Raw genomic sequence first — 24,558 nt, 5'->3', positions numbered from 1 at the left:
AAACATAGCTGTTTTTAAGTTTAATAATAGCGGTTTAACATAGTAAAAGACTAATTTGAAACACTGACGGTAAAATGTTGCGAATAAATTCTAATAAGTCGTTGTATATCTTCTCTCTATAAAGAAGATATAAGCCATATACTAGAATAAATAAATCGTATGCTAACTTCTGCTGCAAACTGGAGTTATACCGCAGCGTTAGTGTCGGCGTGATAAGTCGATAAATAATTAAAATACTATGATTAAAAAAGGGAGGAATAATAAATTATTCTTCCCTTTTCCTATAAGCCAAAAAGAGTTAATCCACTTGGCTTATCTATATTCTATCCGGTATTTTATGCCGCGTTTTCTGTCTCTGTTAGTGCTTATAGTGTGGCAATATAATATAATCTATTCACAAAGATAGGCATTTCTATGATGTCACCCTTATGCGGCGCCAGCACTATTTTTTGCTGATAATAAGTTTAATACTGCTTGAGCTGTCTCCATTGAAGACGCCGGATTTTGCCCGGTAACTAATAAACCATCAGTCACCACGTATGGCTGCCAGTCTTGCTGTTTACTGTAGTTAGCCCCATGATTTTTCAGCATATCCTCAAGCAAGAAAGGCACAATGTCGGTAAGACCAACAGCCTGCTCTTCGCTATTGCTAAATCCCGTGACTGATTTCCCATGCACTAAAAATTGTCCATCCACGGCTTTAGTATGGCGAAAAACCCCTGGCGCATGGCAAACGGCAGCCACGGGTTTATTTGCTTTAATCGCGTGCTCGATTAAGCTAATTGAGCACGGATCTTCGGCCAGATCCCACAATGGACCATGTCCTCCGGCATAGAAAATGGCATCATAATTCGCCACATTAATTGTAGATAAGGGCAGGGTAGTCTGCAGCGCTTGCATTGCCGAAGTATCGGCACTGAAACGTACGGTTGCAGCCGTTTGAAATTCAGGCTGATTGCTTTTTGGATCTAATGGCGGTAATCCACCTTTTGGCGAGGTAAGTGTAACTTGTGCGCCTGCATCAATAAAGGTGTAATAGGGCGCAGCTAATTCTTCCAGCCAGAAACCGGTTTTTTCTCCACTATCGCCCAAGCTATCATGCGAGGTCAAAATGAGCAGGATATTCATTGGCATCTCTCTTATATTTAAGGTAGCTAATAGTTACGCTGGCTGAGCAATTAAAGCGCGGCTTGTAAAATACGACGGCTAGTTGCTAAATCGACATCTTGATGTTCACCAATCGCGGTCATTCCATGTTTTTCAAGCTGTTTAATTACTGCATCGATAGTATCGGTAGATAAATCATAGTCGGATAAATGGGTGCCGATATCCAGCGTTTCAAAGAATTGACGGGTTTTTTCAATTGCCTGATCAATACGGCTTTCTTCTGTTCCGTCAGTTATTCCCCAAATACGCTGCGCATATTGAAGTAATTTTTGACGTTTAGCCTCGCGGCGTATCTGTAAATTAGCCGGCAGAACGATAGCCAATGTTCTTGCATGATCAATGCCGTACATCGCGGTTAGCTCATGGCCGATGATATGAGTTGACCAGTCTTGAGGTACACCTGCACCGATTAATCCATTGAGGGCTAAAGAGGCTGCCCACATTAAATTAGCCCGCACGGCATAGTCTTCTGGTGCATCTTTAATCTGAGTGCTTATCTCGATTAGTGTGTGTAATAATCCTTCGGCAAATCTATCTTGTACTGCGGCATCTGCCGGGTAGGTTAAATATTGTTCGACCACATGGACAAAAGCATCGGCGATGCCGTTTGCTACTTGACGTGTCGGCAATGTATAGGTTTTGGTTGGATCTAAAATAGAAAATTGTGGGAAAACCAGTGGGTTCATAAAGGACAGTTTATCTTGTGTCGCTTTGCGGGTAATAACTGCACCACTGTTCATCTCTGAACCTGTTGCAGGCAAGGTTAATACGGAACCAAACGGTAATGCTCGAGTAATCTTGCTACCGCGAGTTTCGAGGATCTCCCATGGTTCACCGTCATATTCAACCGCTGCCGCAATAAATTTAGTGCCATCAATTACCGAGCCACCCCCCACAGCAAGTAAGAAATCAACTTGATTTTCACGGATTTGGCTGACAGCTCGCATTAATGTTTCATAACTTGGATTAGGTTCTATACCGCCAAATTCTTCGACTTTGCGTTGCCCTAATGCTCGATAAATTTCGTCTAAGGTACCATTACGTCGTGCGCTTTCACCACCAAACAGTAACAGAACGCGGGCATCGCTTGGAATAAGTTGATTTAATTGACCGATGGTTTCAGCCCCAAAAATAATACGAGTTGGATTATAGAAATTAAAATTAAGCATTAAATTGTCCTAAACTAGGTTACTGGCTGAATTAATCGCTGATGTTATTAACTATCAACCGAGTAACTCGAGGGATTATGTTGACTATGTATTCACACTAACAAAAAAATAGACTAGTCGTCTAGTGTTTTATTTTTTGCTTTAGGTGCGGGGCTTATTGATTAAAAATAAAGCTATTTATGGTAGAGGTTGAAATTTTTTTCATTTAAATTCAAAGAATTAATGTGATGTGCGAGGCAAGTCATGCTCAAAATGAGCAACGTGACTAGACGATTGGTCTAATTCCCTCTATGATAATTGATATCGATAACCTTAATGATGAAAGTTATGAATGAAACGACTAATGATACACGCCAACATATACTTGATGTCGGCTATCAACTGATTGTAACCAAGGGCTTCACTAAAGTGGGGCTATCAGAGTTACTGAAATTAGCCAATGTGCCAAAGGGCTCTTTTTACCATTACTTTAAATCTAAAGAGTTATTTGGTACTGAGCTTATTCACGTTTATTTTAAACATTACCTCGAGCAGGCAAGTAATATTTTTAATCATCCCCAGCGCAGTGGCTATGATTGCTTGTTAGAATATTTTGAATACTGGAAAGGCAAAGATGACCAATGCTGTAATGCCAACAAATGTTTGGTCGTAAAACTGAGTGCCGAAGTGTCTGATTTATCAGAACCAATGCGCTTAGCACTGCGTAATGGTGCCGATCAAGTGGTTACTTCTATTGCTGGATGTATTGAAAAAGGTATCGCCGATGGTTCGATTAAGCCAAGTGATAGCCAAAAAACCGCTCATCAATTGTATTTTTTGTGGGTGGGGGCCAGTGTCTTGAATAAATTATATCAAGATCAGTCCGGGCTACATCAATGTTTAGAAAGTACTAAAGATTTACTGAAACCTAATAATTGATTAAAGAAAATAGTTATTACTCCAAACAGTGATTAAAACTAGAGAAACTATAATTCACGGTAATCGCCGTGATTCATACTAATTAAAAATCAAATTAATTGATTTTTTACCCTACAACTAAGTGACCGGTCTATTATTTATCTATCTATATCAATAATATGTATTTCGATAATAAGATAGTCGGTGATAAAAATTACAGGAAATATTATGACTTCTGACATGACTCTAACAAAAAATCAGCGCATTGTGCTGGCGTCTCGTCCACATGGTGCCCCAACGGCAGAGAATTTCAGACTGGAAAATGTAGAAAAACCAAGCATTAAGTCTGGTGAAATGCTATTACGCAGTATTTATTTATCGTTAGACCCGTATATGCGTGGTCGTATGAGTGATGCCGCATCCTATGCTGAGCCTGTGGCCGTAGGGGATGTAATGGTTGGCGCAACAGTTTGCCAAGTTGAATCATCACAACATGCTGATTTCGCTGAAGGCGAATGGGTCTTAGCCTATACAGGATGGCAGGATTATGCCGTTTCTAACGGCGAAGGTTTAATCAAGTTGGGTAAAAATCCGGCACATCCTTCACTGGCTTTAGGTGTCATGGGGATGCCAGGTTTTACCGCCTATATGGGCTTATTAGATATTGGCCAGCCGAAAGCGGGAGAAACTATTGTAGTTGCGGCAGCAACCGGAGCTGTGGGGGCGACCGTCGGGCAAATTGGTAAAATAAAACAGTGTCGGGTTATCGGTATCGCTGGCGGAAAAGAAAAATGTCGTTATGCAGTAGAAACGTTGGGATTTGATGCGTGTATCGATCATCATGATGCTGATTTCGCACAACAGCTGGCTACAGCCTGCGATAAAGGAATTGATGTTTACTTTGAAAGCGTCGGCGGAAAAGTTTTTGATGCGGTGTTACCACTCTTAAATCCGCGTGCGCGAATTCCATTATGTGGATTAATTTCGCAATATAATGCGACATCTTTGCCATCAGGCCCGGATCGTTTATCTATGCTGATGGGACAATTGTTAGTTAAGCGGATTAAAGTACAAGGATTTATTATTTTTAATGATTATGCTGATCGGTACGATGAATTTGCCCAAGCAATGAGCGCGTGGTTAGAACAGGATAAGATTTATTATAAAGAACAAATTGTTGAAGGGCTTGAAAATGCACCTAGTGCTTTCATGGGAATGCTCGAAGGAAAAAACTTTGGTAAATTAGTGGTTAAAATTAATCAGCCACAGTAAGTTATTTAACCTATGTTTTAATCATGCTGATATTAAATAGCGTCCACTATTTTAAGGGCGCTATTTTATTTTTTTGTCAGATAGTCGATTTATTATTGGTTGTATAATCAGGCCAATTATTTCTGGCTAAATTCTTTATAAGCAGAAAGGGCATTAGCCGCAGACATCACAGAAGGGGCACCCCCCATAAAGATAGCTACGCCTAACATTTCTGAAAATTCTTGCTCTGAGATCCCTAAGCTGGTTAATTTTTTTGTATGAAATCCAATACATCCATCACAACGACCCGCAACTGCTATCCCCATTGCAATTAGCTCTTTGGTTTTTTCATCCAAAATTCCGGCTTCAGCACCTGATTTAGCTAAATTTGAAAAGCTTTTCATCACATCGGGAATATTTTTACTTAATTCAGTCATGTTTTTCGCGATGTCAGTTGTAATTTCAGTGTATTTATTCATTTTATAGCCTCTTATGTCCACTAAATTATTTAAATTAATATTATATAAAAATATATTGTGTGATATTGCCTACTATATGGGCGAATACAAGAACGATAAATTTCATCGGCTTCTAAGCGGGGTTCTTTTTATGGATTAGTAGGGAACGTAAAGTTGAGATGAAAATTGATTATAGTTGAATGTGCAGTATTGGCATTGACTATATGACTAATATTGGCATCCCGATTTTTGAAGGTAATGCTGCAACGGATTTAATAAAAGTTTAAATAAATGAGGTGTATAACTGAATAAATACGTTGAGGTTGACATTAATCTACCGGTGATTAAGCTCTATGTATGTGCTGGATAACCGCTTTATTATTGATACGATAGAATTATCAATGGCGCAAGATATAAGAATGGTTGCAAGAATAGTTATAAGAATAGTGGCGGGCATTATCTGGAGTAGAACCCATAAAAACCGTCCATAATCAGTATGGACGGTAGGTAATCACGAGTGAAATTATTAGATAATTTAGCCGGTTACTCTGTTCACGTAGCTCGGAAAATTAAGGGCGTAATGTTGCCATATCGATTACAAAGCGGTATTTCACATCACTTTTTAACATCCGTTCGTAGGCTTCATTGATCTCTGCCATGTTAATCACTTCAACATCGGAAGTGATATTATATTGTCCACAAAAATCGAGCATTTCTTGGGTTTCTGCAATTCCCCCAATACATGAGCCAGCAATCGAACGGCGACCTAATACCATAGATACGGTGCTGACTGTCGGATCAATTTCTCCCAATAAACCAACAAAGACGAGTGTTCCGTCTAACGTTAAGGTTGGCATGTATAAATTGATATCATGTGTATAAGGGACGGTATCGATAATCAGATCAAATTGGCCGTTTACTTGCGCCATTTGCTCAGGATCGTTGGATAAAATCACATGATGGGCTCCGAGGCGTCGTGCATCCGCTTCTTTATTGGCAGAGCGGGTAAATAAGGTCACTTCAGCGCCTAGTGCATTGGCTAATTTCAGAGCCATATGACCTAAGCCACCGAGTCCTACAATAGCGACTTTACTGCCTTTACCGATATTCCAATGACGCAGTGGCGACCATGTAGTAATGCCTGCGCATAATAAAGGTGCTGCACCACTCAGTTCTAAACCTTGAGGAATTTTAAGCACAAAATCTTCACTGCAAGTGATTGATTGTGAATATCCCCCATAGGTCACGCTATGGTCATGACGATCGTTACCATTATAAGTTTGAATATTGCCTTCTTCACAATATTGCTCTAATCCTTGTTTGCATGGGTTACATTGACGACAAGAATCGACCATACAACCAATGCCGGCGATATCACCGACAGCAAATTTAGTCACCTTTTTACCGACAGATGTGACGCGACCAATAACTTCATGTCCAGGAACTAATGGGTATTGGCTGAAGCCCCAATCATTACGTGCTTGATGTAGATCTGAATGGCAAACGCCGCAATAGAGAACTTCAATAACTACATCATCAGCGCGAGGTTCGCGGCGTTCAAAATGTAATGGAGCAAGAGGCGCAGTAGCGGATTTTGCGGCATAACCTAAGATCTTTACGGTCATAATTGGTATCTCCGGTTGATATTTGTCTTATCCCAGCGAATAGGCGTCAGAACGGCTATCTATTATCAGGAAAGCTGAGAGCAAACAGTGGATTTAGCCGAGGGCTATAATTTGAAGACTATTGTTCTTTCACTATAATAATAGTTTATTATTCAAAAAATGATAATAATGACATTAATTATATGTGATTAGTTACGCTAACATAGAGTAATGGTGTTTAAAATAGCTGAGAATAGATTTTTAGCGTGGCGGAGAATCGATTTGCAAGGAAACAGGTTTATCCCCGCAGAGATAAACCTTAAAAGTTATAAAATCTTGCTTAAAAAGCTGGCGGTACGAGGATTCTGAGGGTGATTGAAAATCTGTTCCGGCGTTCCGGCTTCTTGAATAATCCCTTGATCGATAAAAAATACCCGGTCTGCAACTTCACGAGCAAATCCCATCTCATGGGTCACAATCACCATGGTCATACCTTCTGTCGCCAATGTTTTCATCACCGATAAAACTTCACCCACTAATTCAGGATCAAGAGCAGATGTCGGTTCATCGAACAATAAAATCGATGGATCCATGGCTAATGCGCGAGCAATGGCGACCCGTTGTTGCTGTCCACCAGAAAGGCTGGCAGGCCATGCATCTATTTTGTCCAGCAGACCCACTTTGATTAATAATTGTTCGGCCTTCTCCAGTACCTCGGCTTTTTTCGATCCTTTAACCATCAGTGGTGCCATAGTTAAATTCTCCAGCACGGTCATGTGTGGGAACAAATTAAAGCGCTGGAAGACCATCCCAACGTTTTCGCGCATTTTATTCAGGTCAGTTTTAGGATCATGTACATTAAAACCATTGACGATGATCTCGCCGCCATCCGGACGCTCTAATGCATTTAAGCAGCGCAGAAAAGTGCTTTTTCCTGACCCAGAAGGGCCTATAACACAAACCACTTCTTGAGGTTTGATTTCACAGGAAATGCCACGCAACACATGTGATTGACCAAATTGTTTTTGTAAATTATTAACGTAAATCACTTCTGCCTAACCTTCTTTCCATATATTGAACTAACTGCGCCAGAATAAAGGTCAGCATCCAGTAAATAACTGAAATAGTTAAATACGGCTCCCAATAAGTGGCATATGCGCCGGAAACAGTACGCGCGGCGTAAGCTAAATCAGCGAGACCGATAGCCGAAGCTAATGAAGAATCTTTGACAATCGCAATGGCATTATTGCCCAGCGGAGGCAGGATACGCCGAAAAGCTTGAGGCAAAATGACTTTACGCATTGTTTTCGCCCAGCTCATGCCTAAAGCGCGGGAGGCTTCCATTTGACCTTTATCAATCGATTGAATACCCGCGCGGAAAATTTCAGAAACATAAGCCCCTGAATTTAATGTAATAGCCACAATACATGAGAGAAACGCACCATAATCTGAACGTAACATTCTGGCGGTATCTATCGACATAATACCGTTGGTAACTAATAGCCCATCTCGTGGATTGATAAATAATGGAACCAGTGCGAAATGAACCACCATGATTTGTACAAACAATGGCGTACCACGAAATGCGCTGACATAAAAACGAACAGGCCATTGTACAAAAATACGCAATCCTAGTTTCCATGGGCCTTGTTCAGCATTAGCCGTTCTGCCTAGCCCAAGGGTTAAGCCCCAGAGCGTCCCTAAAATGACACAAATAATGGTACATTTGATGGTCATTAATGCGCCTTCAGCAAATAAAGGCGCATACTCCTCGATAATTTCCCAGCGAAATCCTGTCATAACACATTCCTGATAAAATCCTATTTACCCACAGTATGGTTTAATTAATAACTTAATTATTTACTTGGTAATTCGGGGACCTGTTCATCAAACCAGTGCTGATATATTTTGGCATAGGTACCATCGGCAACGATTTTTTGTAAACCAGTATTAATTTTTTGCTGTAATTGACTATTACCTTTAGCGACGGCAATGCCGAAATATTGTTTCTCAAAGTGTGGGTCGTAAATCAGTTTGAATTTTTTCTCTGGGTGAGTTTTGATATAATATTTTACCACGCCTACATCCCCGACCGCGGCATCGATTCCGTCTTCGTACAGTTCTTGCAGTAATAACGGTGTATTATCAAAGCGTTTGATTGCGGTGCTGTTTTTACCAATAATATCGGATACTACAATATCCCCAGTACTGGAATTCACCACGCCGACATTAAGTTTTTTTAATCCCTCTAAATCTGCAATTTTTGAGTTTTCACTAACGACAATCGCCTGATCTGCTGGGAAATAAGGGGCAGAAAAATCGACCATTTTCTGACGCTTATCGGTAATCGTAATACCTGAAATTAAAATATCTCTATCACCGGTCGACAGAGTGGCAAAAATACCTTCCCATGGCGTGTTGATTAATTTAATGTCGAAATCTTCTGCTTGGGCGATAGCCTTAATGATATCGATATCAAATCCTTCCAGCTGTTTTTGGCTATTTTCAAATTCAAAGGGACGATAAGTTCCGCCAGATCCAACCACATAAGTTTCTTTGGCTACCACTCCCCCTGAGAATGCCATCAGCGATAAACATCCTGCGAAAATAATTTTCTTTAACATACTTGCCTCTATTTATGCATTTTATGTGAATAAAAATACACAAATATCTTAGGCTTCGCAATCATATTTTGTGAATTAATAATAAATTTTGAATAATTAAAAATCTTAAACTGACAGCTTTTAGTTGAGGTAAAGAATCGAAAGCTAAGGAATGATAAGGTTAATTAATTCTTTCTAGAAAGGAGTTAACTCATTGTCTTTATCAATTAAATAAGATGTTACTTGATTGAATGCAGTGAATGATCTCGGTATTTTACGCTGAAAGCAATGATTTATTTTGATACAAATATAAATATCCGAAGATTACTTTGTCGAATAACTCGCTTTGAATATTATCAGCTATTATGTTTAGGCTATTATTGCATAATTATGAATTTTAATAGTGTTGACTTATCGCGGGGTTAATTTTTTAACGTTCCAAGAAACCTTATACTTTATGATTAAGATTATTATATTGATCGAATATATTCGCTATAAGGCTTGGCGTGCGAGTGCTGCGAGTAAAGTGCGCTCAGATAAATCAAGATAGTGGCGCATAGATTCAGCGGCCTGCTGATTTTTTCCTGCATTAAGTAAGTTAAGTATTTGCGCATTTTGATCAATATAAGGAGCATGCAATAATTTTGCATCTTGCAGATGGCCAAAGGCGAGACGTAATTCGGCTGAAATATGGCGATAGAGTTTAATTAATCGTTGGCTATCAGAAAGCTCCACTATCGCCATGTGAAATTGCATATTCTCACTTCCGACACCTATCCAATATTTATTTTCTGCATGAACGCGAGCATTGCTTACCGCTTGCTGCATTTTCTCGACGGCGGGATGCATAGCATAAGCGTGTTGTAGCGCATCGCATTCTATCAGTTGTCGCACCCGATAAATGTCATTTATTGTAGCAACATCGGGAATAGAGACACACACGCCACGATTTGGGGTGTATGTTAACAGGCCCTCTTGAGTCAAAACGCGAAATACTTCTCTTAATGTGTTGCGTGAAATCTCAAGCTCTTCGCTCAATGCGGCTTCGGATAATCGCTGCCCCGGAATCCATTCTCCTAACGTAATTTTATTGCGCATAGTTTCTGCGATAGTGACGGCTAAGATCGGGGGAGTCTTTTGTTTTTTCATGATATTCACAGTTATATGTCTATTTATAGTTATGTATCTATTTATTTATAGCTATGTGCCCAGATAGCCGAGATAAAAGTAGCAAATAAGTGAACACTGCGGCGAAATAGCAGGGACAGCGTTATCTTCACATATTCACTAGAGCGCAGCAAGCTAGGCATCGTAAGCCAGCCGCGAGCGCTTTTGATCTGTATTTTCGATGTGCACTTTTAATTTGCACTTTAACAGTGAAAAACGACGTAACTGCACCACCATAGTGCTCGGCAAATTAGCTTAATTAACAAGCATAATAATGTTAATTAAATATTATTTTTGTTAAAAAAGTGATCGCAGTATGATTTTTGAATCTGAAAAAACGAATTAGATTGCTGATTTATTCATCATGTCCTATTAATTGTTCAACAATATAACATCAATGAATTAACAATTATCAAGTCTGATAGAACAATGGCACGATAATTGCCTCTGTTATTCTACCTAGTGACCGCAAGATCCAGCTGTGCATAACTCACACAATCATAGCGTTAGCGGCAAACAATAATAAATAATCAGGAGTCTGCACATGGCAACTCAACACAAAGCAAGCCCCAGCAGTTATATAAAAGCTCGTCGCTCCTCATTGATTGCGGCCATCTTCTTAATGGCAACCTCGGCGATTGGTCCCGGATTCATAACACAAACAGCCACGTTCACAGTAACCATGGGTTCAGCTTTTGCCTTTGGTATTTTCGCCTCAATAGTGATTGATTATGTGGTTCAGCAAAATATCTGGCGCATTGTTACTTTGACTAAAATGCATGCATCCGATGTAGCAAATGCAGCGATCCCCGGCAGTGGTTATTTATTGGCCATACTGGTTATTTTTGGTGGTCTAGTATTCAATATTGGTAATATTGCGGGCGCTGGATTGGGTTTAAATGCACTAGTTGGTTTAGATCCCAAATGGGGAGGGATGATTAGTGCTTTATTGGCGATTTATATTTTTTCCTCCCGTAAAGCCAGTACAGCGATTGATAGATTAATGATTGGGTTGGGATTAATTATGATTTTCCTTACCTTATATGTCGCCATTGTCTCTAACCCTCCTTTAGGCGAAGCCTTAAAACAGAGTGTCATGCCAGATCAGGTGGATTTTGCCACGATCACTACGATTGTCGGCGGAACGGTTGGCGGATATATCAGTTATGCCGGTGCCCATCGATTATTGGATAAGGGCGCGGTAGGAATTGAAAATATTAAAGTTGTATCGAGTGCGGCAACCAAGGGGATCATTGTGGTTGGTTTAATGCGCTATATCTTATTTTTGGCCATTCTAGGCGTGGTGGCTAGTGGGGTGACTATCGATATTTCTGGGCATGCATCAAACCCCGCATCACAGGCATTTCAAGCGGCAGCAGGGGAGTTTGGTTTGCGTATTTTCGGTCTGATCCTTTGGGCTGCTGCGTTAACTAGCGTTATCGGTGCTGCCTATACCTCGATGACATTTATTACTGTTTTTCATCGTTCAATCACTGAACGCCAGCGCAGTATTGCGACCATCATTTTCATTGCTATCTCGCTAGTGATTTATTTAATGATGGGAACCGCCCCAGCAGCATTGTTAGTCTTTGCTGGTGGATTTAATGGCTTAATTTTACCGATTGGCTTAAGTATTTTTATCTATGTCGGTTGGAAACGTGCGGATTTAATGGGCGGATATTTATACCCACGCTGGTTGTTGTGGTTAGGCGTAATTACCTGTGTATTGACTTGGTATATGGGCGCGATGTCTGTCAGTGCTATTTTCAACTATTTGAAGTAGTCAGCAGCAGAATGTATTTGATCCTCGGCGCTAATAAGCCAATACACAGAATAAGGCAGACCAAATAATGAGAAAAAGAATCGATTTAAACAGTGATTTAGGTGAAAGCTTTGGACAATGGCAAATGGGCGACGATGCAGCGATGCTGAAAATTGTTAGTAGCGCCAATATTGCTTGTGGTTTCCATGCGGGATCACCAACGGGCATTTTGGCTACTTTACGAGCAGCGATGCAGAATAATGTCGTGGTTGGCGCTCATGTGGCTTATCCCGATTTAGTCGGTTTTGGTCGGCGAAATATGGATTTGTCCTATTCAGAGCTGTTTGCGGATGTCATTTATCAAATTGGGGCATTAATTGGTTTGGCGACGACAGCGGGCACAGATGTGAGATACGTTAAACCGCACGGGGCGTTATATAACACCATCGCGCAGGATAAGCGTCAGGCGATGGCGGTTATCGACGCCATATTGGCGCTTGATAAGCAATTAGAATTGGTGGTATTAGCCGGCTCCCCGTTAGTGCAATGGGCCAAAGATGCCGGATTAAATACGGTTGCTGAGGCTTTTGCCGACAGAGCTTACCATGCCGATGGGCGTTTAGTTTCACGCCAACAGGCTGGGGCCGTATTACATGATCCACAGCAGGTTGCTGAGCGGATGGTGCAATTAGTGCAGCAAGGCGGATTGATGTCTATTGAAGGCCAATTTACGCCAATAGAGGCTGATTCTATTTGTGTGCATGGCGATAGCCCGGGCGCGGTTGAAATGGCGCGTCAGCTACGTCTAGCCCTCGAGCAGCAAGGTATTACTGTCGGCTCATTTATCTCTGCCACCATTGTTGAGGAGGCAAAATGAGCGCACTGATGCAAGCAAGTACAGCGGCAATCGCGGCTGCCAAGGCCGCGCGCGAATCTATTCGCCATGGATTTAACCAGCCGACTGCGGGAATGGCTCCCGGCATGACACAAGCTAATATGATAGCGCTGCCAAAAGAATGGGCTTTTGATTTTTTATTGTATGCACAGCGTAATCCTCAAAGTTGTCCTCTTTTAGATGTTTGTGATGCGGGAAATTGGCAAACGGTATTAGCTGAAGATGCCGATTTACGTACAGACATACCGCGTTATCGTGTTTGGCAGCAAGGTAAACTTGTCGATGAAATCACTGATGCCACAGATATTTATCATCAACATCCTGATTTAGTCACTTTTTTGATAGGATGCAGTTTTACGTTTGAAACGCCGATGCGAGAAGCGGGTATTGAAATCCGTCATATTACAGATAAGTGTAATGTCCCCATGTATCGTACTAACCAGTTATGTCGACCCGCAGGGCGATTACAAGGTGAGCTGGTGGTTTCTATGCGCCCTATTGCCGCCGACAGAGTGGCTGACGCTGTAATGATCAGTGGGCGGTTTCCTGCAGTACACGGCAGTCCGGTGCATGTAGGGTGTCCTGAAGCGTTAGGGATCAGTGATATTATGCAGCCAGATTTTGGTGATGCCGTGCGAATTGAGGCTGGCGAGATCCCAGTATTTTGGGCCTGTGGTGTGACGCCACAAGCTGCGGTCATAAAATCTGGCGTACCTTTTGCTCTTAGTCATGCTCCCGGTTATATGTTTATTACCGATGTGCCGGATGCGGCTTACCATGTTTAGGGGGTTATTGTGCGCTTTTTACCGATAAATGATCGTGCGCTATTGGTTGAATTAACGAACTTAGAACACACGTTAGCGCTTTTTGCTGCACTAAATACTCAATCAATAGCCGGCATCGAGCAAATTATTCCGGCGGCAAAAACATTGTTAGTCCATTATTCCCCTTGGATCACTACGCCAACGCGTTTAGCGCGTCAAATTGCTCGCTGTGATTTATCCGCAAAGTTACTGAAGCAGGGTAAACATTTGGCTATTCCTGTTCATTATTGTGGCGAAGATCTGTCTGATGTCGCTGAATATTTAGGTATGACAACAGCGCAGTTGATTACTCGCCATACAGAATCTCTCTATCAGGTCGCTTTTACCGGGTTTGCCCCAGGTTTTGCCTATATGATAGCGCCGGATGCACAAATAAATGTACCACGTAGAAAGACTCCCCGAACTCGTATTCCTGCCGGTTCAGTTGCTTTAGCGGGAGAATTCAGTGGGATTTACCCGCAGGCTAGTCCCGGAGGATGGCAGTTGATTGGTAAAACAGATATGGCGATGTGGGATATTGATCGCGCCGAGCCAGCTTTATTAAAACCCGGTTATCAAGTTAGTTTCTATAATGCCGATCAAGCCCCCCCAACTATTAGTTTGCCCACGATTGATTCAACTGAAAATAGCCGTGTGTTATCTGCAACTCCAGCCTCGCAAAATACCGCGATGACCGACAAAGAAACACCGTCTTCTATCGTCGGACTCACCTTATTATCTGTTGGATTGCAAACGTTATATCAAGATGCTGGGCGTGCTGGTCAGGCGGCATTAGGAATATCCGCCTCGGGAGCTATGGATAAACAGGCGCTGCACAGTGCTAATCGTGCCGTCGGTAATCCTCCTGATACGGTGTGTTTAGAAATAACCCAAGGTGGATTTCGTGCTCAAGCCGAGTGCGATATGCTGATTGCTATCACCGGGGCAACCGGTGCTATCGAGTTGGTCACGGCAGATCAACAGGTTCATGCTTTGCCCAGTTATCAGCCAGTGCATTTATCCTGTGGTGATCAGCTGATATTGGGGCAGTTAACCTCTGGGGTTCGTCGATATTTAGCGGTACGTGGCGGCTTTGCTGTGTCTCCTATTTTGGGCAGTTGTTCTTATGATTCGCTCGCCAATGTTGGTCCTGCGCCATTAAAAGTCGGTGAGCAGATAGCAATTAACTCTCGGGTTTGGTCTTTATCTCAACACTCATCGCCGCTCTCTGCTGTTTCCTTAACTGAAATGCCGGCATTTCGTTATCCTACTAGCGAAGAGATAACGGTACTGGATATTTATCTCGGTCCGCGAACGGACTGGTTTACTGCTCAGGCGCTAGAACGGTTATTACAGCAATCTTGGCAAGTCACTCCGGCCTCTAATCGTATTGGCTTACGTTTATCCGCTGAACATGGGCTCAGTCGCAGTCAAACGCAAGAGCTCCCTAGTGAGGGAACGTGTCTCGGTGCGATCCAAGTGCCTGCAGATGGACAGCCAGTGTTATTTCTCCATGATCATCCGTTGACTGGAGGGTATCCAGTAATAGCTACTGTGGCAGAGTATCATATTGATTTAGCAGGACAAATTCCGATTAATGGCCGTATTCGTTTTAACCCGATTAGTCAATTTAATGAAATAAATAAAGGCAGCGCAAATGATGAATAATATCAATCCTTCTGTGACAACGGATAAAGTTTTAATTGCTAATCGTGGTGAGATTGCGGTACGTATTATTCGCGCTTGCCGCGACTATGGCCTTGCTTCGGTCGCGGTATATGCAGAAAGTGATTTTAATGCACTGCATGTTAAATTGGCTGATGAAGCTTATAGCTTGGCTGGTAATACCCCAGCTGATAGCTATTTAAATATTGAGAAATTAATCGCTATCGCCAAAAAATCGGGTGCTACCCTGGTTCACCCGGGGTACGGTTTTTTATCAGAGCGTGCGGAATTTGCTCGCGCAGTTCAAGAAGCCGGATTAACTTGGATTGGCCCAGAGCCAGAGACCATCGATATTTTGGGCGATAAAGTAAAAGCCCGTCAAATAGCGCTACAGGTTGGCGCGCCTTTAGTTACTGGGACGGAAGCCCCGGTAACTGATGCTTCCCAAGTTGTGGCTTTTGCCCAGCAGTACGGATTACCTATCGCCATAAAAGCGGCGTTTGGTGGCGGTGGCCGTGGATTAAAAGTGGCTTGGAAATTAGAGGAAGTGGAAGAGCTATATCATTCAGCGGTCAGAGAAGCGACAGTTGCATTTGGACGCGGTGAATGTTTTATCGAACAATTTCTACATAACCCACGCCATATAGAAGCGCAGGTTATTGCGGATAAGCAGGGGAATGTCGTGGTGGTGGGAACCCGAGATTGTTCTTTGCAACGCCGAAATCAGAAGCTAGTTGAAGAAGCTCCCGCTCCTTTTTTAACCGACCACCAGCGTGACAGCATCCACCAAGCATCTAAAGCTATTTGTGCTAAGGCGGGTTATGTTGGAGCTGGTACGGTCGAATTTTTATTGAGCCAAGATGGAACGCTGTCTTTTCTTGAAGTGAATACTCGCCTACAAGTTGAGCACCCTGTCACTGAAGAAACCGCGGGGGTCGATCTGGTTATTGAGCAGCTGCGAGTGGCTCAAGGATTACCATTGAGTATCACCGAAACTCCTGTGCCGCGTGGTCATGCCTTTGAGTTTCGAATTAACGCTGAAGATGCAGGGAATGGATTTTTACCCACACCGGGTAAAATCACCCATTTTTTAATGCCTTCTGGTCCAGGGATCCGTGTCGATAGTGGAGTAGAGCAGGGGTCAGTTATTCCTGGCACTTTTGATTCGTTGATGGCGAAACTAATTGTGACCGGGGCGACGCGTGAACAAGCCTTGGCGAGAGCCCGTCGCGCCTTAGCCGAGTGTCAGATTGAAGGTGTTGCGTCGGTATTGCCTTTTCATCAAGCCGTCGTTGAACAATCAGATTTTAAACATAATTTTGCGGTGCATACCCAGTGGATTGAAACTGAGTTTTCGGTGCAAATTCCCGCGGCTAAACGATATTTACCTTCACCAGCTGAACAGTTAACGCATACATTAATTGAAATTGATGGCAAGCGGCATAGCTTAGCGCTGCCTGCTTTGCTGTTGAATGGACTAGCGGCGCAATCTACGAGCCATAACTTAGCTGAATGGCCTCAGTCCAGTGCAGTTTCTGAATCAAAAAATAGGGTTGAAGCGCCTATTTCCGGGATCCTGTTTAACTGGTTGGTGGCAGAAGGCACACATGTTGAAAAAGGCGATGTGATTGCGATTATGGAGGCGATGAAAATGGAGGTTCAGGTGATAGCACCTAAGTCAGGCCAATTAAAACACGGTGTGCCTAAAGGCGAATTTATTCATGCAGAAAGTCAAATAGCTCAGATTATTTAATCTTATATCACCGATATTAATGGTCTAGCGGGTTAATTCTATATCGCGTCATATCGCGATGAATTAAAAGTTAGACGTTAAAAGACCATGCGCCACTGGTTTTTATCACAATAAGATACAGCGATAAAATGGCTGCATATCGATAAAAAAGGAGAAAACCACACTGGTTTTCTCCTTTTTGCATGGCGATTAATTCCGCTTATTAGTCATATTAATCAATCAATTTGCGCCTGGAAATGTCAAGGTTTGTCCCGGTGCTTCACGACTTAAATGAATGAAGTTTAAATGTTTTTCATACTGATCCAGAATATCGCTGATCACTTGCTCTTTAGTATAGTCCATCAAATCATTACCTTGCGTACCTTCCATTAAGAAAGTCTCTAACCGGTAATAATGTGATTTACCGGAGCGTGCGCGATAAGTAAAACCGGGCACAGAATAGTGCTGAGGCCAAATTTGATAGACGAAGTCTTGCTCCTCGCCTAAAGAGACAATTAGTTCTAGACGATAAAGCCTTTCGCCATTTTCTGCTGGTAATTCAGAGAATTGTACATCTGCACCGCGCAGTGACAACTCTTTAGCAACGTCTTGCATTGCTGGGCGACAGACTAAATCTAGCATCCGTTGGGTATACTTTGTACCAGGGAAATTCATCACTCGGCTAATACGCTGTTTCCAATTCAACGAGCCATTGCCATACGTTGGCGTAGGGGCGGTGGTATTTAGCGAGCTTACACGGCGGAAATCTTCGACCCGTAGCGATTTATACAATCCAGCCATCACGAAGAAAATCACGAAACTGAACGGTAAGCCCATAATCACAGTGGTATTTTGTAATGCAGAAATACCGTCGGTCATCAGCATACCGAGCGTCAGAATACCAATCGCTAGCGACCAGAAAATTCTCAGCCAATTAGGGGCTTCGCTATTAATATCACTCAGCTCCGAAGTGAAATTACCCAAGACTAGAGAACCCGAGTCGGCGGAAGTTACATAGAATAATAAGCCGGTAATAGTGGCGACAGAGGCACTTAATCCAAAGCCGGGATACAGTTCTAACAATGAATAGAATCCACGTTCAGGATAGGCTAATACGGTTTCTGCAAGTTCTTTGTTACCGTGCATAATTTCATATAGCGCACTGTTACCAAATATGGATAACCATAACAGGGTAAAAACGAACGGAATAATTAAGGTGCCCATCACAAATTGACGAATAGTTCGTCCGCGTGAAATACGCGCTAAAAATAGCCCAACAAACGGTGACCAAGCAACCCACCATGCCCAGAAAAACAGCGTCCAGCTATTCATCCATTCAGTTGGTCTGTCAAAAGCAAAGCTGTTTAACGTCATCCCCATAAAGCGGTTAGTATAATCGCCGACATTCTGCACTAACCCATTGAGTAAAAACTCAGTATCGCCGACATATAAAACAAAGATGATTAATCCTAAGGCGAGCAATACATTCAGTTCGGACAGAACACGGATCCCTTTGTTAACGCCTGACGTTACCGAAATAATCGCCATGATCACCGATAACAAAATTAAACCACTTTGTACGGCTAATCCCTCAGGGAAGTCGAATAAGACTTTTAGCCCATAATTGAGCTGCACTACACCGATACCTAACGTGGTGGCGATACCGAAAATAGTTCCGATAACTGCTGCAATATCAACGGTATGCCCTATAGGGCCATAAATACGTTGTCCAAAAATAGGGTACAAAGCAGAACGAATAGTTAAGGGTAAATTATAACGATAACTAAAGTAACCAAGTGCGATGCCCATGAGTGCGTACATAGACCAGCCCGTCAGGCCATAGTGGAAAAGAGTCCACACCATCGCCTGACGAGCTGCTTCTACGGTTTCACCTTCGCCTGTGGGTGGCAGCATATATTGAGTAACCGGTTCTGCTACAGAGAAAAACATTAAATCTATGCCAATCCCAGCAGCAAACAACATCGCCGCCCAGCTGATCATACTGAATTCGGGTTTTGATTGCTCGGGCCCCAATTTGATATTACCGAAACGAGATGTCGCGATAAAGATAACAAAAACAATATATAAGGTTGCAGCGAGCAGATAGTACCAGCCAAATGTTTTTGATACCCAGCCCAATGTCTTAACGATCCATACATTTGCTGTATCTGTAGCCAATATTGTAAATAATGCGAACAAAAGGATCAGTCCGGCAGAAGTGAAAAACACCACGCAATTTAATTTATCCTTTTGTGGTTTTTTTGAACTGTTCTGTGTATTCATTTTGCAGTTCCTGAATTTGTTGGTAAAAGAATGAAAAGATAAAAATTCAATTAACTTATTGAATATTAATCAAAACATTTAAATTTTTAGATGCAAAATAGCCTATCTTTGTAAACCATTTGTAATAAAAGATATGTAATATTGATTGAACATTCAATAAAAAAAAAGTTTAATGGGGTAAGACAAAATGATTTTTCGGGTTAAAAAGCATGCCAAAAGTTGGAATTCAGTCGATTCGTAAACAGCAATTAATCCAGGCAACTTTAGAAGTTATTAATGAAGTCGGTATGCAGGAAGCCAGTATTGCGTTGATTGCACGTAAAGCTGGCGTATCCAACGGTATTATTAGCCATTACTTCAAAGATAAGAACGGCTTACTCGAAGCCAGTATGCGGTATATCCAGTATCAATTAGGTTTTGCTGTGGCTATTCGCTTACGTTTGCTGGAAGACAGTTCGCCTGCGATGCGATTAAGAGCGATTGTCGCGGCTAACTTTGATCCTAGCCAAACCAGTGGCCCAGCGGTGAAAACCTGGTTAGCATTTTGGGCCAGCAGTATGCATCAGCCCAATCTTTATCGTTTACAACAAGTGAATGATAGACGGCTTTACTCGAATTTATGCGCTGAATTTGCGCGTGTGATGGACAAACCCCACGCCAGACAGTCTGCCAAGGGGTTAGCTGCACTTATTGATGGCTTATGGCTACGGAGTGCATTGAACAAAAAGCCGTTTCAGTCTGATGAGGCGATAACTATCGCTAATCATTATATCGATATGCAACTGGCTGCATACGGCAAGTCTTAAAGGAGAAATAATGCAGGTTACTGAATTAAAAAAACTTTATATCCATGGTGCTTATGTTGACAGTATCTGTCCGGAACATAACACCTTTGAAGCAATTAACCCTGCCAATGGTCAGATAATTGCAACTCTGCAATCCGCTGCGCCTGAAGATGTTGAACGTGCGGTTGAAAGTGCGAACAGCGGGCAAAAAGTTTGGGCGGCGATGAGTGCGATGGAACGCTCGCGTATTTTACGCCGTGCGGTCGATATTCTACGCCAACGTAATGAAGAACTAGCCCAATTAGAAACATTAGATACTGGGAAAGCGATTTCTGAGACTGAAGCGGTTGATATTGTTACTGGCGCTGATGTGCTGGAATATTATGCTGGCTTGATCCCGATGCTCGAAGGCCAGCAGATCCCGTTAGGGGAAAGCACCTTTGCTTATACCCGTCGTGAACCTTTAGGCGTGGTAGCTGGTATTGGCGCATGGAATTATCCTATTCAGATAGCTTTATGGAAATCGGCGCCGGCATTAGCCGCGGGAAATGCGATGATCTTTAAGCCCAGTGAAGTCACCTCGTTGACAGCACTTAAGTTAGCTGAAATTTATACCGAGGCAGGAGTTCCTGATGGCGTATTTAATGTTTTAACAGGGACCGGCGCTCAAGTGGGGCAATGGCTAACTGAGCATCCTAATATCGCCAAAGTGTCATTTACCGGGGGGGTTGTTACCGGTAAAAAAGTGATGGCAAGTGCATCTGCTTCTAGCTTAAAAGATGTCACCATGGAACTGGGCGGTAAATCGCCGCTGATTATTTTTGAGGACGCAGATCTCGATAAAGCCGCAGATATCGCCATGATGGCTAATTTTTATAGCTCAGGGCAGGTATGCACCAATGGTACTCGGGTATTTATTCCTGACGCATTAAAATCGCGTTTTGAACAAAAAATCATTGAGCGTGTACAGCGTATTCGTGTAGGCGAGCCGACGGATCCAGAGACTAATTTTGGTCCATTAGTCAGCTTTCAACATATGGAACGTGTGCTGCAATATATTGATAGTGGTAAACAGCAGGGCGCAAAATTGCTGTGCGGTGGTCATCGTTTAACAGAAGGCGCATTGGCGCATGGAGCGTATGTTGCACCGACTGTTTTTACTGATTGCACCGATGAAATGAAAATTACCCAAGAAGAAATTTTTGGCCCTGTGATGAGTATCTTAAGCTATCAAAATGAATCAGAAGTAATCAGCCGTGCAAATAATACGCTGTATGGTTTAGCGGCAGGAATTGTAACTCCAGATTTAGCGCAAGCTCACCGTGTTATCCATCAATTGGAGGCTGGAATTTGTTGGATTAATACTTGGGGAGGATCACCCGCTGAAGTTCCGGTGGGTGGATATAAACACTCCGGTGTTGGCCGCGAAAATGGCATTGTCACTTTACAAAATTATACCCAAATAAAATCTATCCAAGTTGAATTAGGAGATTTTGAATCGGTTTTTTAAATTATCTATTAACTCATAATGACTGAAACAGAGGAGATAACAATGGACTATGATTACATTATTATCGGTGCTGGTTCAGCCGGTAACGTTCTTGCTACCCGCTTGACAGAAGATCCTAATGTTACTGTGCTGCTACTGGAAGCGGGAGGCCCGGATTATCGTGTTGATTTCCGGACTCAAATGCCTGCGGCTTTAGCTTACCCTTTGCAGGGAACACGATATAACTGGGCTTATGAAACAGATCCTGAGCCTCATATGAACAACCGTCGTATGGAGTGTGGACGCGGAAAAGGTCTCGGAGGTTCCTCATTAATCAATGGCATGTGTTATATTCGCGGTAATGCCATGGATTTTGACAATTGGGCGAAAACACCGGGCCTTGAAGATTGGCGCTATGCCGAATGTTTGCCTTATTTTCGCAAAGCAGAAACCCGTGATATTGGCCCTAACGACTATCATGGCGGCGAAGGTCCCGTGAGTGTGACTACACCAAAAAATGGCAATAATGTATTATTTCATGCCATGGTTGAGGCCGGAGTTCAAGCCGGTTATCCGCAAACGGATGATCTTAATGGCTATCAACAAGAAGGCTTTGGTCCGATGGACAGAACGGTCACCCCGAAAGGTCGCCGTGCTAGCACTGCCAGAGGATATCTTGATCAAGCGCGTAAACGCAGTAATTTAACCATAGTTACTCACGCTACCACTGATGTTATTGAATTTGAAGGCAAAACAGCCAAAGGCGTGCGTTATTTTATTGGTGAAAGTAATACACCAGTGCAGGCTCAAGCGAGAAAAGAAGTGTTGCTGTGTGCGGGAGCGATTGCCTCGCCACAAATATTACAACGTTCAGGTATTGGTCCGCAGGAAGTATTGCAACAATTTAATATTCCTGAGGTACAGGTATTGCCGGGAGTCGGGCAGAATTTACAAGATCATCTGGAAATGTATCTTCAGTATGAATGTAAACAGCCCGTATCTTTGTATCCAGCATTAAAATGGTACAATCAGCCGATGATTGGCGCTGAATGGTTATTCAAAGGCACGGGCATTGGTGCGAGCAATCAATTTGAAGCCGGGGGATTTATTCGCTCTAGCGATAAATTTGATTGGCCAAATATACAGTTCCACTTTTTGCCTGTAGCGGTGAACTATAATGGCAGTAATGCAATTAATCAGCATAGTTTTCAAGCACATGTTGGTTCAATGCGTTCGCCTAGTCGCGGTCGTGTAACTTTAAAATCACGCGATCCACGTCAACATCCGAGTATTTTGTTCAATTACATGTCTACGGAGCAAGATTGGGAAGAGTTCAGAGCGGCTATTCGCATCACTCGTGAAATCATGTCACAACCGGCGCTGGATGCGTATCGCGGCGAAGAAATTAAGCCGGGTAAACATATTCAGAGCGATGAAGAATTGGATGCCTTTGTCCGAGAATGTGCGGAAACCGCTTTCCATCCGTGTGGTAGTTGTAAAATGGGCACTGACGAAATGGCGGTAGTTGATGGCTCAGGTAAGGTTTATGGTGTTGAAAACCTCCGGGTTGTTGACGCATCAATTATGCCACAAATTATTACTGGTAATTTAAATGCGACGACAATTATGATCGCTGAAAAAATGGCCGATAAAATTCGTGGTCATCAACCATTAGTCGCCAGTACGGCGGACTATTTTGTGGCTAATTCATGATAGGTTGTAACGCTAGCTAATCGTATTTGTATTGATGTGATTTGATAACTGAGCATAATAATGCTGTTTGATAATTTTGCTTGCGTTAACTGAATGCCTCATAAAAGACTGCAAGTTACCTATGTTATTCTGATGAAAAAGAATATCATTTTTGAGTAGCTTGCAGTTCTTCTTTTGTCGATTCAACTTATCAACTTCGACTCCTGTCTATCATCTCTCAAGTTTTATTTCTCAGATAATAATGAATTTCGATGTTATTTAATATTTTACGTTATAATCATATTCAATAAAGACACAAAACTATTCACCAATTAGAGATTTTATTGCGATGTCTGAGTTGATTAAGAATATTGAATTGCTTGGAAATTTTGAGTTGATTAGAAATATACTCCATTACAGTTTCCATTTTTTGGTTCCTCTATTATTAGCCTATTTATTTTGGGGGAAGCATTGGAAACTGGCAGCATTTTTAATGATAGCGACTATAGCAATAGATTTAGACCATTTATTAGCCACGCCGATTTTTGATCCCAATCGTTGTAGTATTGGCTTTCACCCACTACATACTCTTTGGGCCGCTACTATTTATGGATTATTATTATTTATTCCTTCATGGAAAATAAAAGCGATAGCCGTGGGGTGCTTATTCCATTTATTGACAGATTCTCTAGATTGTTATTTAGGCCGTATTAATACTGAGGTAATATATTCTGATGTGGTAAAAGTATATTTATCATTCTCTATAACTGCTGACCAATTCTATTCTCTATGCTGATTCGATAAATAAAGTATCTTATAATTGATTGAGTTTATTTATATACTTAAGTAGTTTTTAATCATAATAATTATGCTGAAATATTCTCAGGTAATTTAAATATATTAATTTTAAAATGAATATTTACTAATTTAATTTTATATTTCTCGTTTAATTGCCTGTCTATTACACTATTTAAAATTTATTTTTTGCGAGTTATTTCACATTTTTAAATGTAAAATCATTTGCCTGTGGGAAGATCTTTAAAATAATAACGTATTATTTTTTAATTGAATTTATAAATATAAATTAACTTACATTTTAAAAATAGTATATTGTTGTAAGTTAATGCATACTAGTA

General features: G+C 41.9%; 20 protein-coding genes. 11 read left to right on the top strand and 9 right to left on the bottom strand.

All coding sequences use genetic code 11. The features are described from left to right. Positions 1-426: 426 nt before the first annotated feature. Positions 427-1,128: a type 1 glutamine amidotransferase domain-containing protein gene (locus M992_RS11445; protein WP_053908722.1), complete on the bottom strand. Its 702-nt coding sequence runs from the start codon at positions 1,126-1,128 to the stop codon at positions 427-429. 50 nt (positions 1,129-1,178) lie between these two features. Beyond that, positions 1,179-2,336 (bottom strand): iron-containing alcohol dehydrogenase, encoded by a 1,158-nt coding sequence (locus tag M992_RS11440; protein WP_053908721.1) that lies wholly within the window; start codon positions 2,334-2,336, stop codon positions 1,179-1,181. 327 nt (positions 2,337-2,663) lie between these two features. On the opposite strand from M992_RS11440, the gene M992_RS11435 reads away from it, so the two are divergent. Together M992_RS11435 and M992_RS11430 are read left to right on the top strand one after the other, a co-directional pair. After that, positions 2,664-3,254, top strand: coding sequence for a TetR/AcrR family transcriptional regulator (locus M992_RS11435; protein WP_053908720.1), 591 nt, complete (start codon positions 2,664-2,666; stop codon positions 3,252-3,254). Between the two features lie 207 nt (positions 3,255-3,461). After that, positions 3,462-4,505: an NADP-dependent oxidoreductase gene (locus M992_RS11430; protein ID WP_282955650.1), complete on the top strand. Its 1,044-nt coding sequence runs from the start codon at positions 3,462-3,464 to the stop codon at positions 4,503-4,505. Positions 4,506-4,621: 116 nt separating this feature from the next. Here M992_RS11430 and M992_RS11425 read toward each other — a convergent pair whose 3' ends face one another. From M992_RS11425 to M992_RS11400, 6 genes are all read right to left on the bottom strand, one after another. Next, positions 4,622-4,963, bottom strand: coding sequence for a carboxymuconolactone decarboxylase family protein (locus M992_RS11425; RefSeq protein ID WP_053908719.1), 342 nt, complete (start codon positions 4,961-4,963; stop codon positions 4,622-4,624). Positions 4,964-5,511: 548 nt separating this feature from the next. Next, positions 5,512-6,567, bottom strand: coding sequence for an NAD(P)-dependent alcohol dehydrogenase (locus M992_RS11420; protein ID WP_053908718.1), 1,056 nt, complete (start codon positions 6,565-6,567; stop codon positions 5,512-5,514). A 305-nt stretch (positions 6,568-6,872) separates the two neighbouring features. Further along, positions 6,873-7,595 carry an amino acid ABC transporter ATP-binding protein gene (locus M992_RS11415; protein ID WP_053908717.1) on the bottom strand — a complete coding sequence of 241 codons (723 nt, stop codon included), beginning with the start codon at positions 7,593-7,595 and terminating at the stop codon, positions 6,873-6,875. After that, a complete protein-coding gene (locus M992_RS11410) occupies positions 7,582-8,346 on the bottom strand; it encodes an amino acid ABC transporter permease (protein ID WP_053908716.1) in 765 nt (254 codons plus the stop codon). The genes M992_RS11415 and M992_RS11410 overlap by 14 nt, the downstream gene beginning before the upstream one ends. A 56-nt stretch (positions 8,347-8,402) precedes the next feature. Then, the gene (locus M992_RS11405; protein WP_053908715.1) at positions 8,403-9,170 is read right to left on the bottom strand and encodes a basic amino acid ABC transporter substrate-binding protein; all 768 of its coding nucleotides are present in this window, start codon (positions 9,168-9,170) and stop codon (positions 8,403-8,405) included. Between the two features lie 471 nt (positions 9,171-9,641). Further along, a complete protein-coding gene (locus tag M992_RS11400; protein ID WP_053908714.1) occupies positions 9,642-10,298 on the bottom strand; it encodes a GntR family transcriptional regulator in 657 nt (218 codons plus the stop codon). Positions 10,299-10,860: 562 nt separating this feature from the next. Here M992_RS11400 and M992_RS11395 point away from each other — a divergent pair. From M992_RS11395 to M992_RS11375, 5 genes are all read left to right on the top strand, one after another. Then, positions 10,861-12,099 carry an NRAMP family divalent metal transporter gene (locus M992_RS11395; protein WP_047256619.1) on the top strand — a complete coding sequence of 413 codons (1,239 nt, stop codon included), beginning with the start codon at positions 10,861-10,863 and terminating at the stop codon, positions 12,097-12,099. A gap of 67 nt (positions 12,100-12,166) precedes the next feature. Further along, on the top strand, positions 12,167-12,955 hold the full coding sequence (locus M992_RS11390) for a LamB/YcsF family protein (protein ID WP_053908713.1): 789 nt from the start codon (positions 12,167-12,169) through the stop codon (positions 12,953-12,955). Next, positions 12,952-13,758, top strand: coding sequence for a putative hydro-lyase (locus tag M992_RS14985; protein ID WP_053908712.1), 807 nt, complete (start codon positions 12,952-12,954; stop codon positions 13,756-13,758). The genes M992_RS11390 and M992_RS14985 overlap by 4 nt, the downstream gene beginning before the upstream one ends. 9 nt (positions 13,759-13,767) lie before the next feature. After that, positions 13,768-15,444 (top strand): 5-oxoprolinase subunit B/C family protein, encoded by a 1,677-nt coding sequence (locus M992_RS11380; RefSeq protein WP_053908711.1) that lies wholly within the window; start codon positions 13,768-13,770, stop codon positions 15,442-15,444. After that, entirely contained in the window at positions 15,434-17,194 is a 1,761-nt protein-coding gene (locus M992_RS11375) for an acetyl/propionyl/methylcrotonyl-CoA carboxylase subunit alpha (RefSeq protein WP_390892500.1), read from the top strand. Before M992_RS11380 ends, M992_RS11375 begins: the two co-directional genes overlap by 11 nt. 219 nt (positions 17,195-17,413) lie before the next feature. Here M992_RS11375 and M992_RS11370 read toward each other — a convergent pair whose 3' ends face one another. Then, a complete protein-coding gene (locus M992_RS11370; protein WP_053908710.1) occupies positions 17,414-19,456 on the bottom strand; it encodes a choline transporter in 2,043 nt (680 codons plus the stop codon). Positions 19,457-19,665: 209 nt separating this feature from the next. Between M992_RS11370 and betI the strand changes: the two genes are divergently transcribed. From betI to M992_RS11350, 4 genes are all read left to right on the top strand, one after another. Continuing rightward, positions 19,666-20,262, top strand: coding sequence for a transcriptional regulator BetI (betI, locus tag M992_RS11365; protein ID WP_053908709.1), 597 nt, complete (start codon positions 19,666-19,668; stop codon positions 20,260-20,262). A gap of 10 nt (positions 20,263-20,272) precedes the next feature. Then, on the top strand, positions 20,273-21,751 hold the full coding sequence (betB, locus tag M992_RS11360; protein WP_053908708.1) for a betaine-aldehyde dehydrogenase: 1,479 nt from the start codon (positions 20,273-20,275) through the stop codon (positions 21,749-21,751). Positions 21,752-21,793: 42 nt separating this feature from the next. Next, positions 21,794-23,443, top strand: coding sequence for a choline dehydrogenase (gene betA / locus M992_RS11355; protein WP_053908707.1), 1,650 nt, complete (start codon positions 21,794-21,796; stop codon positions 23,441-23,443). A gap of 328 nt (positions 23,444-23,771) precedes the next feature. Next, on the top strand, positions 23,772-24,218 hold the full coding sequence (locus M992_RS11350; RefSeq protein ID WP_053908706.1) for a DUF6122 family protein: 447 nt from the start codon (positions 23,772-23,774) through the stop codon (positions 24,216-24,218). Positions 24,219-24,558 lie beyond the last annotated feature (340 nt).

This window comes from Moellerella wisconsensis ATCC 35017 (genome assembly GCF_001294465.1).
GTDB classification, from domain to species: domain Bacteria; phylum Pseudomonadota; class Gammaproteobacteria; order Enterobacterales; family Enterobacteriaceae; genus Moellerella; species Moellerella wisconsensis.
Note: the sequence above shows the minus strand (reverse complement) of the source record. Positions and strands in the feature narration are given on the sequence as shown.

Bases quoted from the DNA above. Each gene is read 5' to 3' on its own strand.
- betA (WP_053908707.1), top strand. From the start codon at position 21,794: ATGGACTATGATTACATTATTATCGGTGCTGGTTCAGCCGGTAACGTT.
- M992_RS11440 (WP_053908721.1), bottom strand. From the start codon at position 2,336: ATGCTTAATTTTAATTTCTATAATCCAACTCGTATTATTTTTGGGGCT.
- M992_RS11390 (WP_053908713.1), top strand. From the start codon at position 12,167: ATGAGAAAAAGAATCGATTTAAACAGTGATTTAGGTGAAAGCTTTGGA.
- M992_RS11400 (WP_053908714.1), bottom strand. From the start codon at position 10,298: ATGAAAAAACAAAAGACTCCCCCGATCTTAGCCGTCACTATCGCAGAA.
- M992_RS11370 (WP_053908710.1), bottom strand. From the start codon at position 19,456: ATGAATACACAGAACAGTTCAAAAAAACCACAAAAGGATAAATTAAAT.
- M992_RS11350 (WP_053908706.1), top strand. From the start codon at position 23,772: ATGTCTGAGTTGATTAAGAATATTGAATTGCTTGGAAATTTTGAGTTG.
- betI (WP_053908709.1), top strand. From the start codon at position 19,666: ATGCCAAAAGTTGGAATTCAGTCGATTCGTAAACAGCAATTAATCCAG.
- M992_RS11410 (WP_053908716.1), bottom strand. From the start codon at position 8,346: ATGACAGGATTTCGCTGGGAAATTATCGAGGAGTATGCGCCTTTATTT.
- M992_RS14985 (WP_053908712.1), top strand. From the start codon at position 12,952: ATGAGCGCACTGATGCAAGCAAGTACAGCGGCAATCGCGGCTGCCAAG.
- M992_RS11375 (WP_390892500.1), top strand. From the start codon at position 15,434: ATGATGAATAATATCAATCCTTCTGTGACAACGGATAAAGTTTTAATT.
- M992_RS11405 (WP_053908715.1), bottom strand. From the start codon at position 9,170: ATGTTAAAGAAAATTATTTTCGCAGGATGTTTATCGCTGATGGCATTC.
- M992_RS11395 (WP_047256619.1), top strand. From the start codon at position 10,861: ATGGCAACTCAACACAAAGCAAGCCCCAGCAGTTATATAAAAGCTCGT.
- M992_RS11420 (WP_053908718.1), bottom strand. From the start codon at position 6,567: ATGACCGTAAAGATCTTAGGTTATGCCGCAAAATCCGCTACTGCGCCT.
- M992_RS11435 (WP_053908720.1), top strand. From the start codon at position 2,664: ATGAATGAAACGACTAATGATACACGCCAACATATACTTGATGTCGGC.
- M992_RS11430 (WP_282955650.1), top strand. From the start codon at position 3,462: ATGACTTCTGACATGACTCTAACAAAAAATCAGCGCATTGTGCTGGCG.
- M992_RS11425 (WP_053908719.1), bottom strand. From the start codon at position 4,963: ATGAATAAATACACTGAAATTACAACTGACATCGCGAAAAACATGACT.
- betB (WP_053908708.1), top strand. From the start codon at position 20,273: ATGCAGGTTACTGAATTAAAAAAACTTTATATCCATGGTGCTTATGTT.
- M992_RS11445 (WP_053908722.1), bottom strand. From the start codon at position 1,128: ATGAATATCCTGCTCATTTTGACCTCGCATGATAGCTTGGGCGATAGT.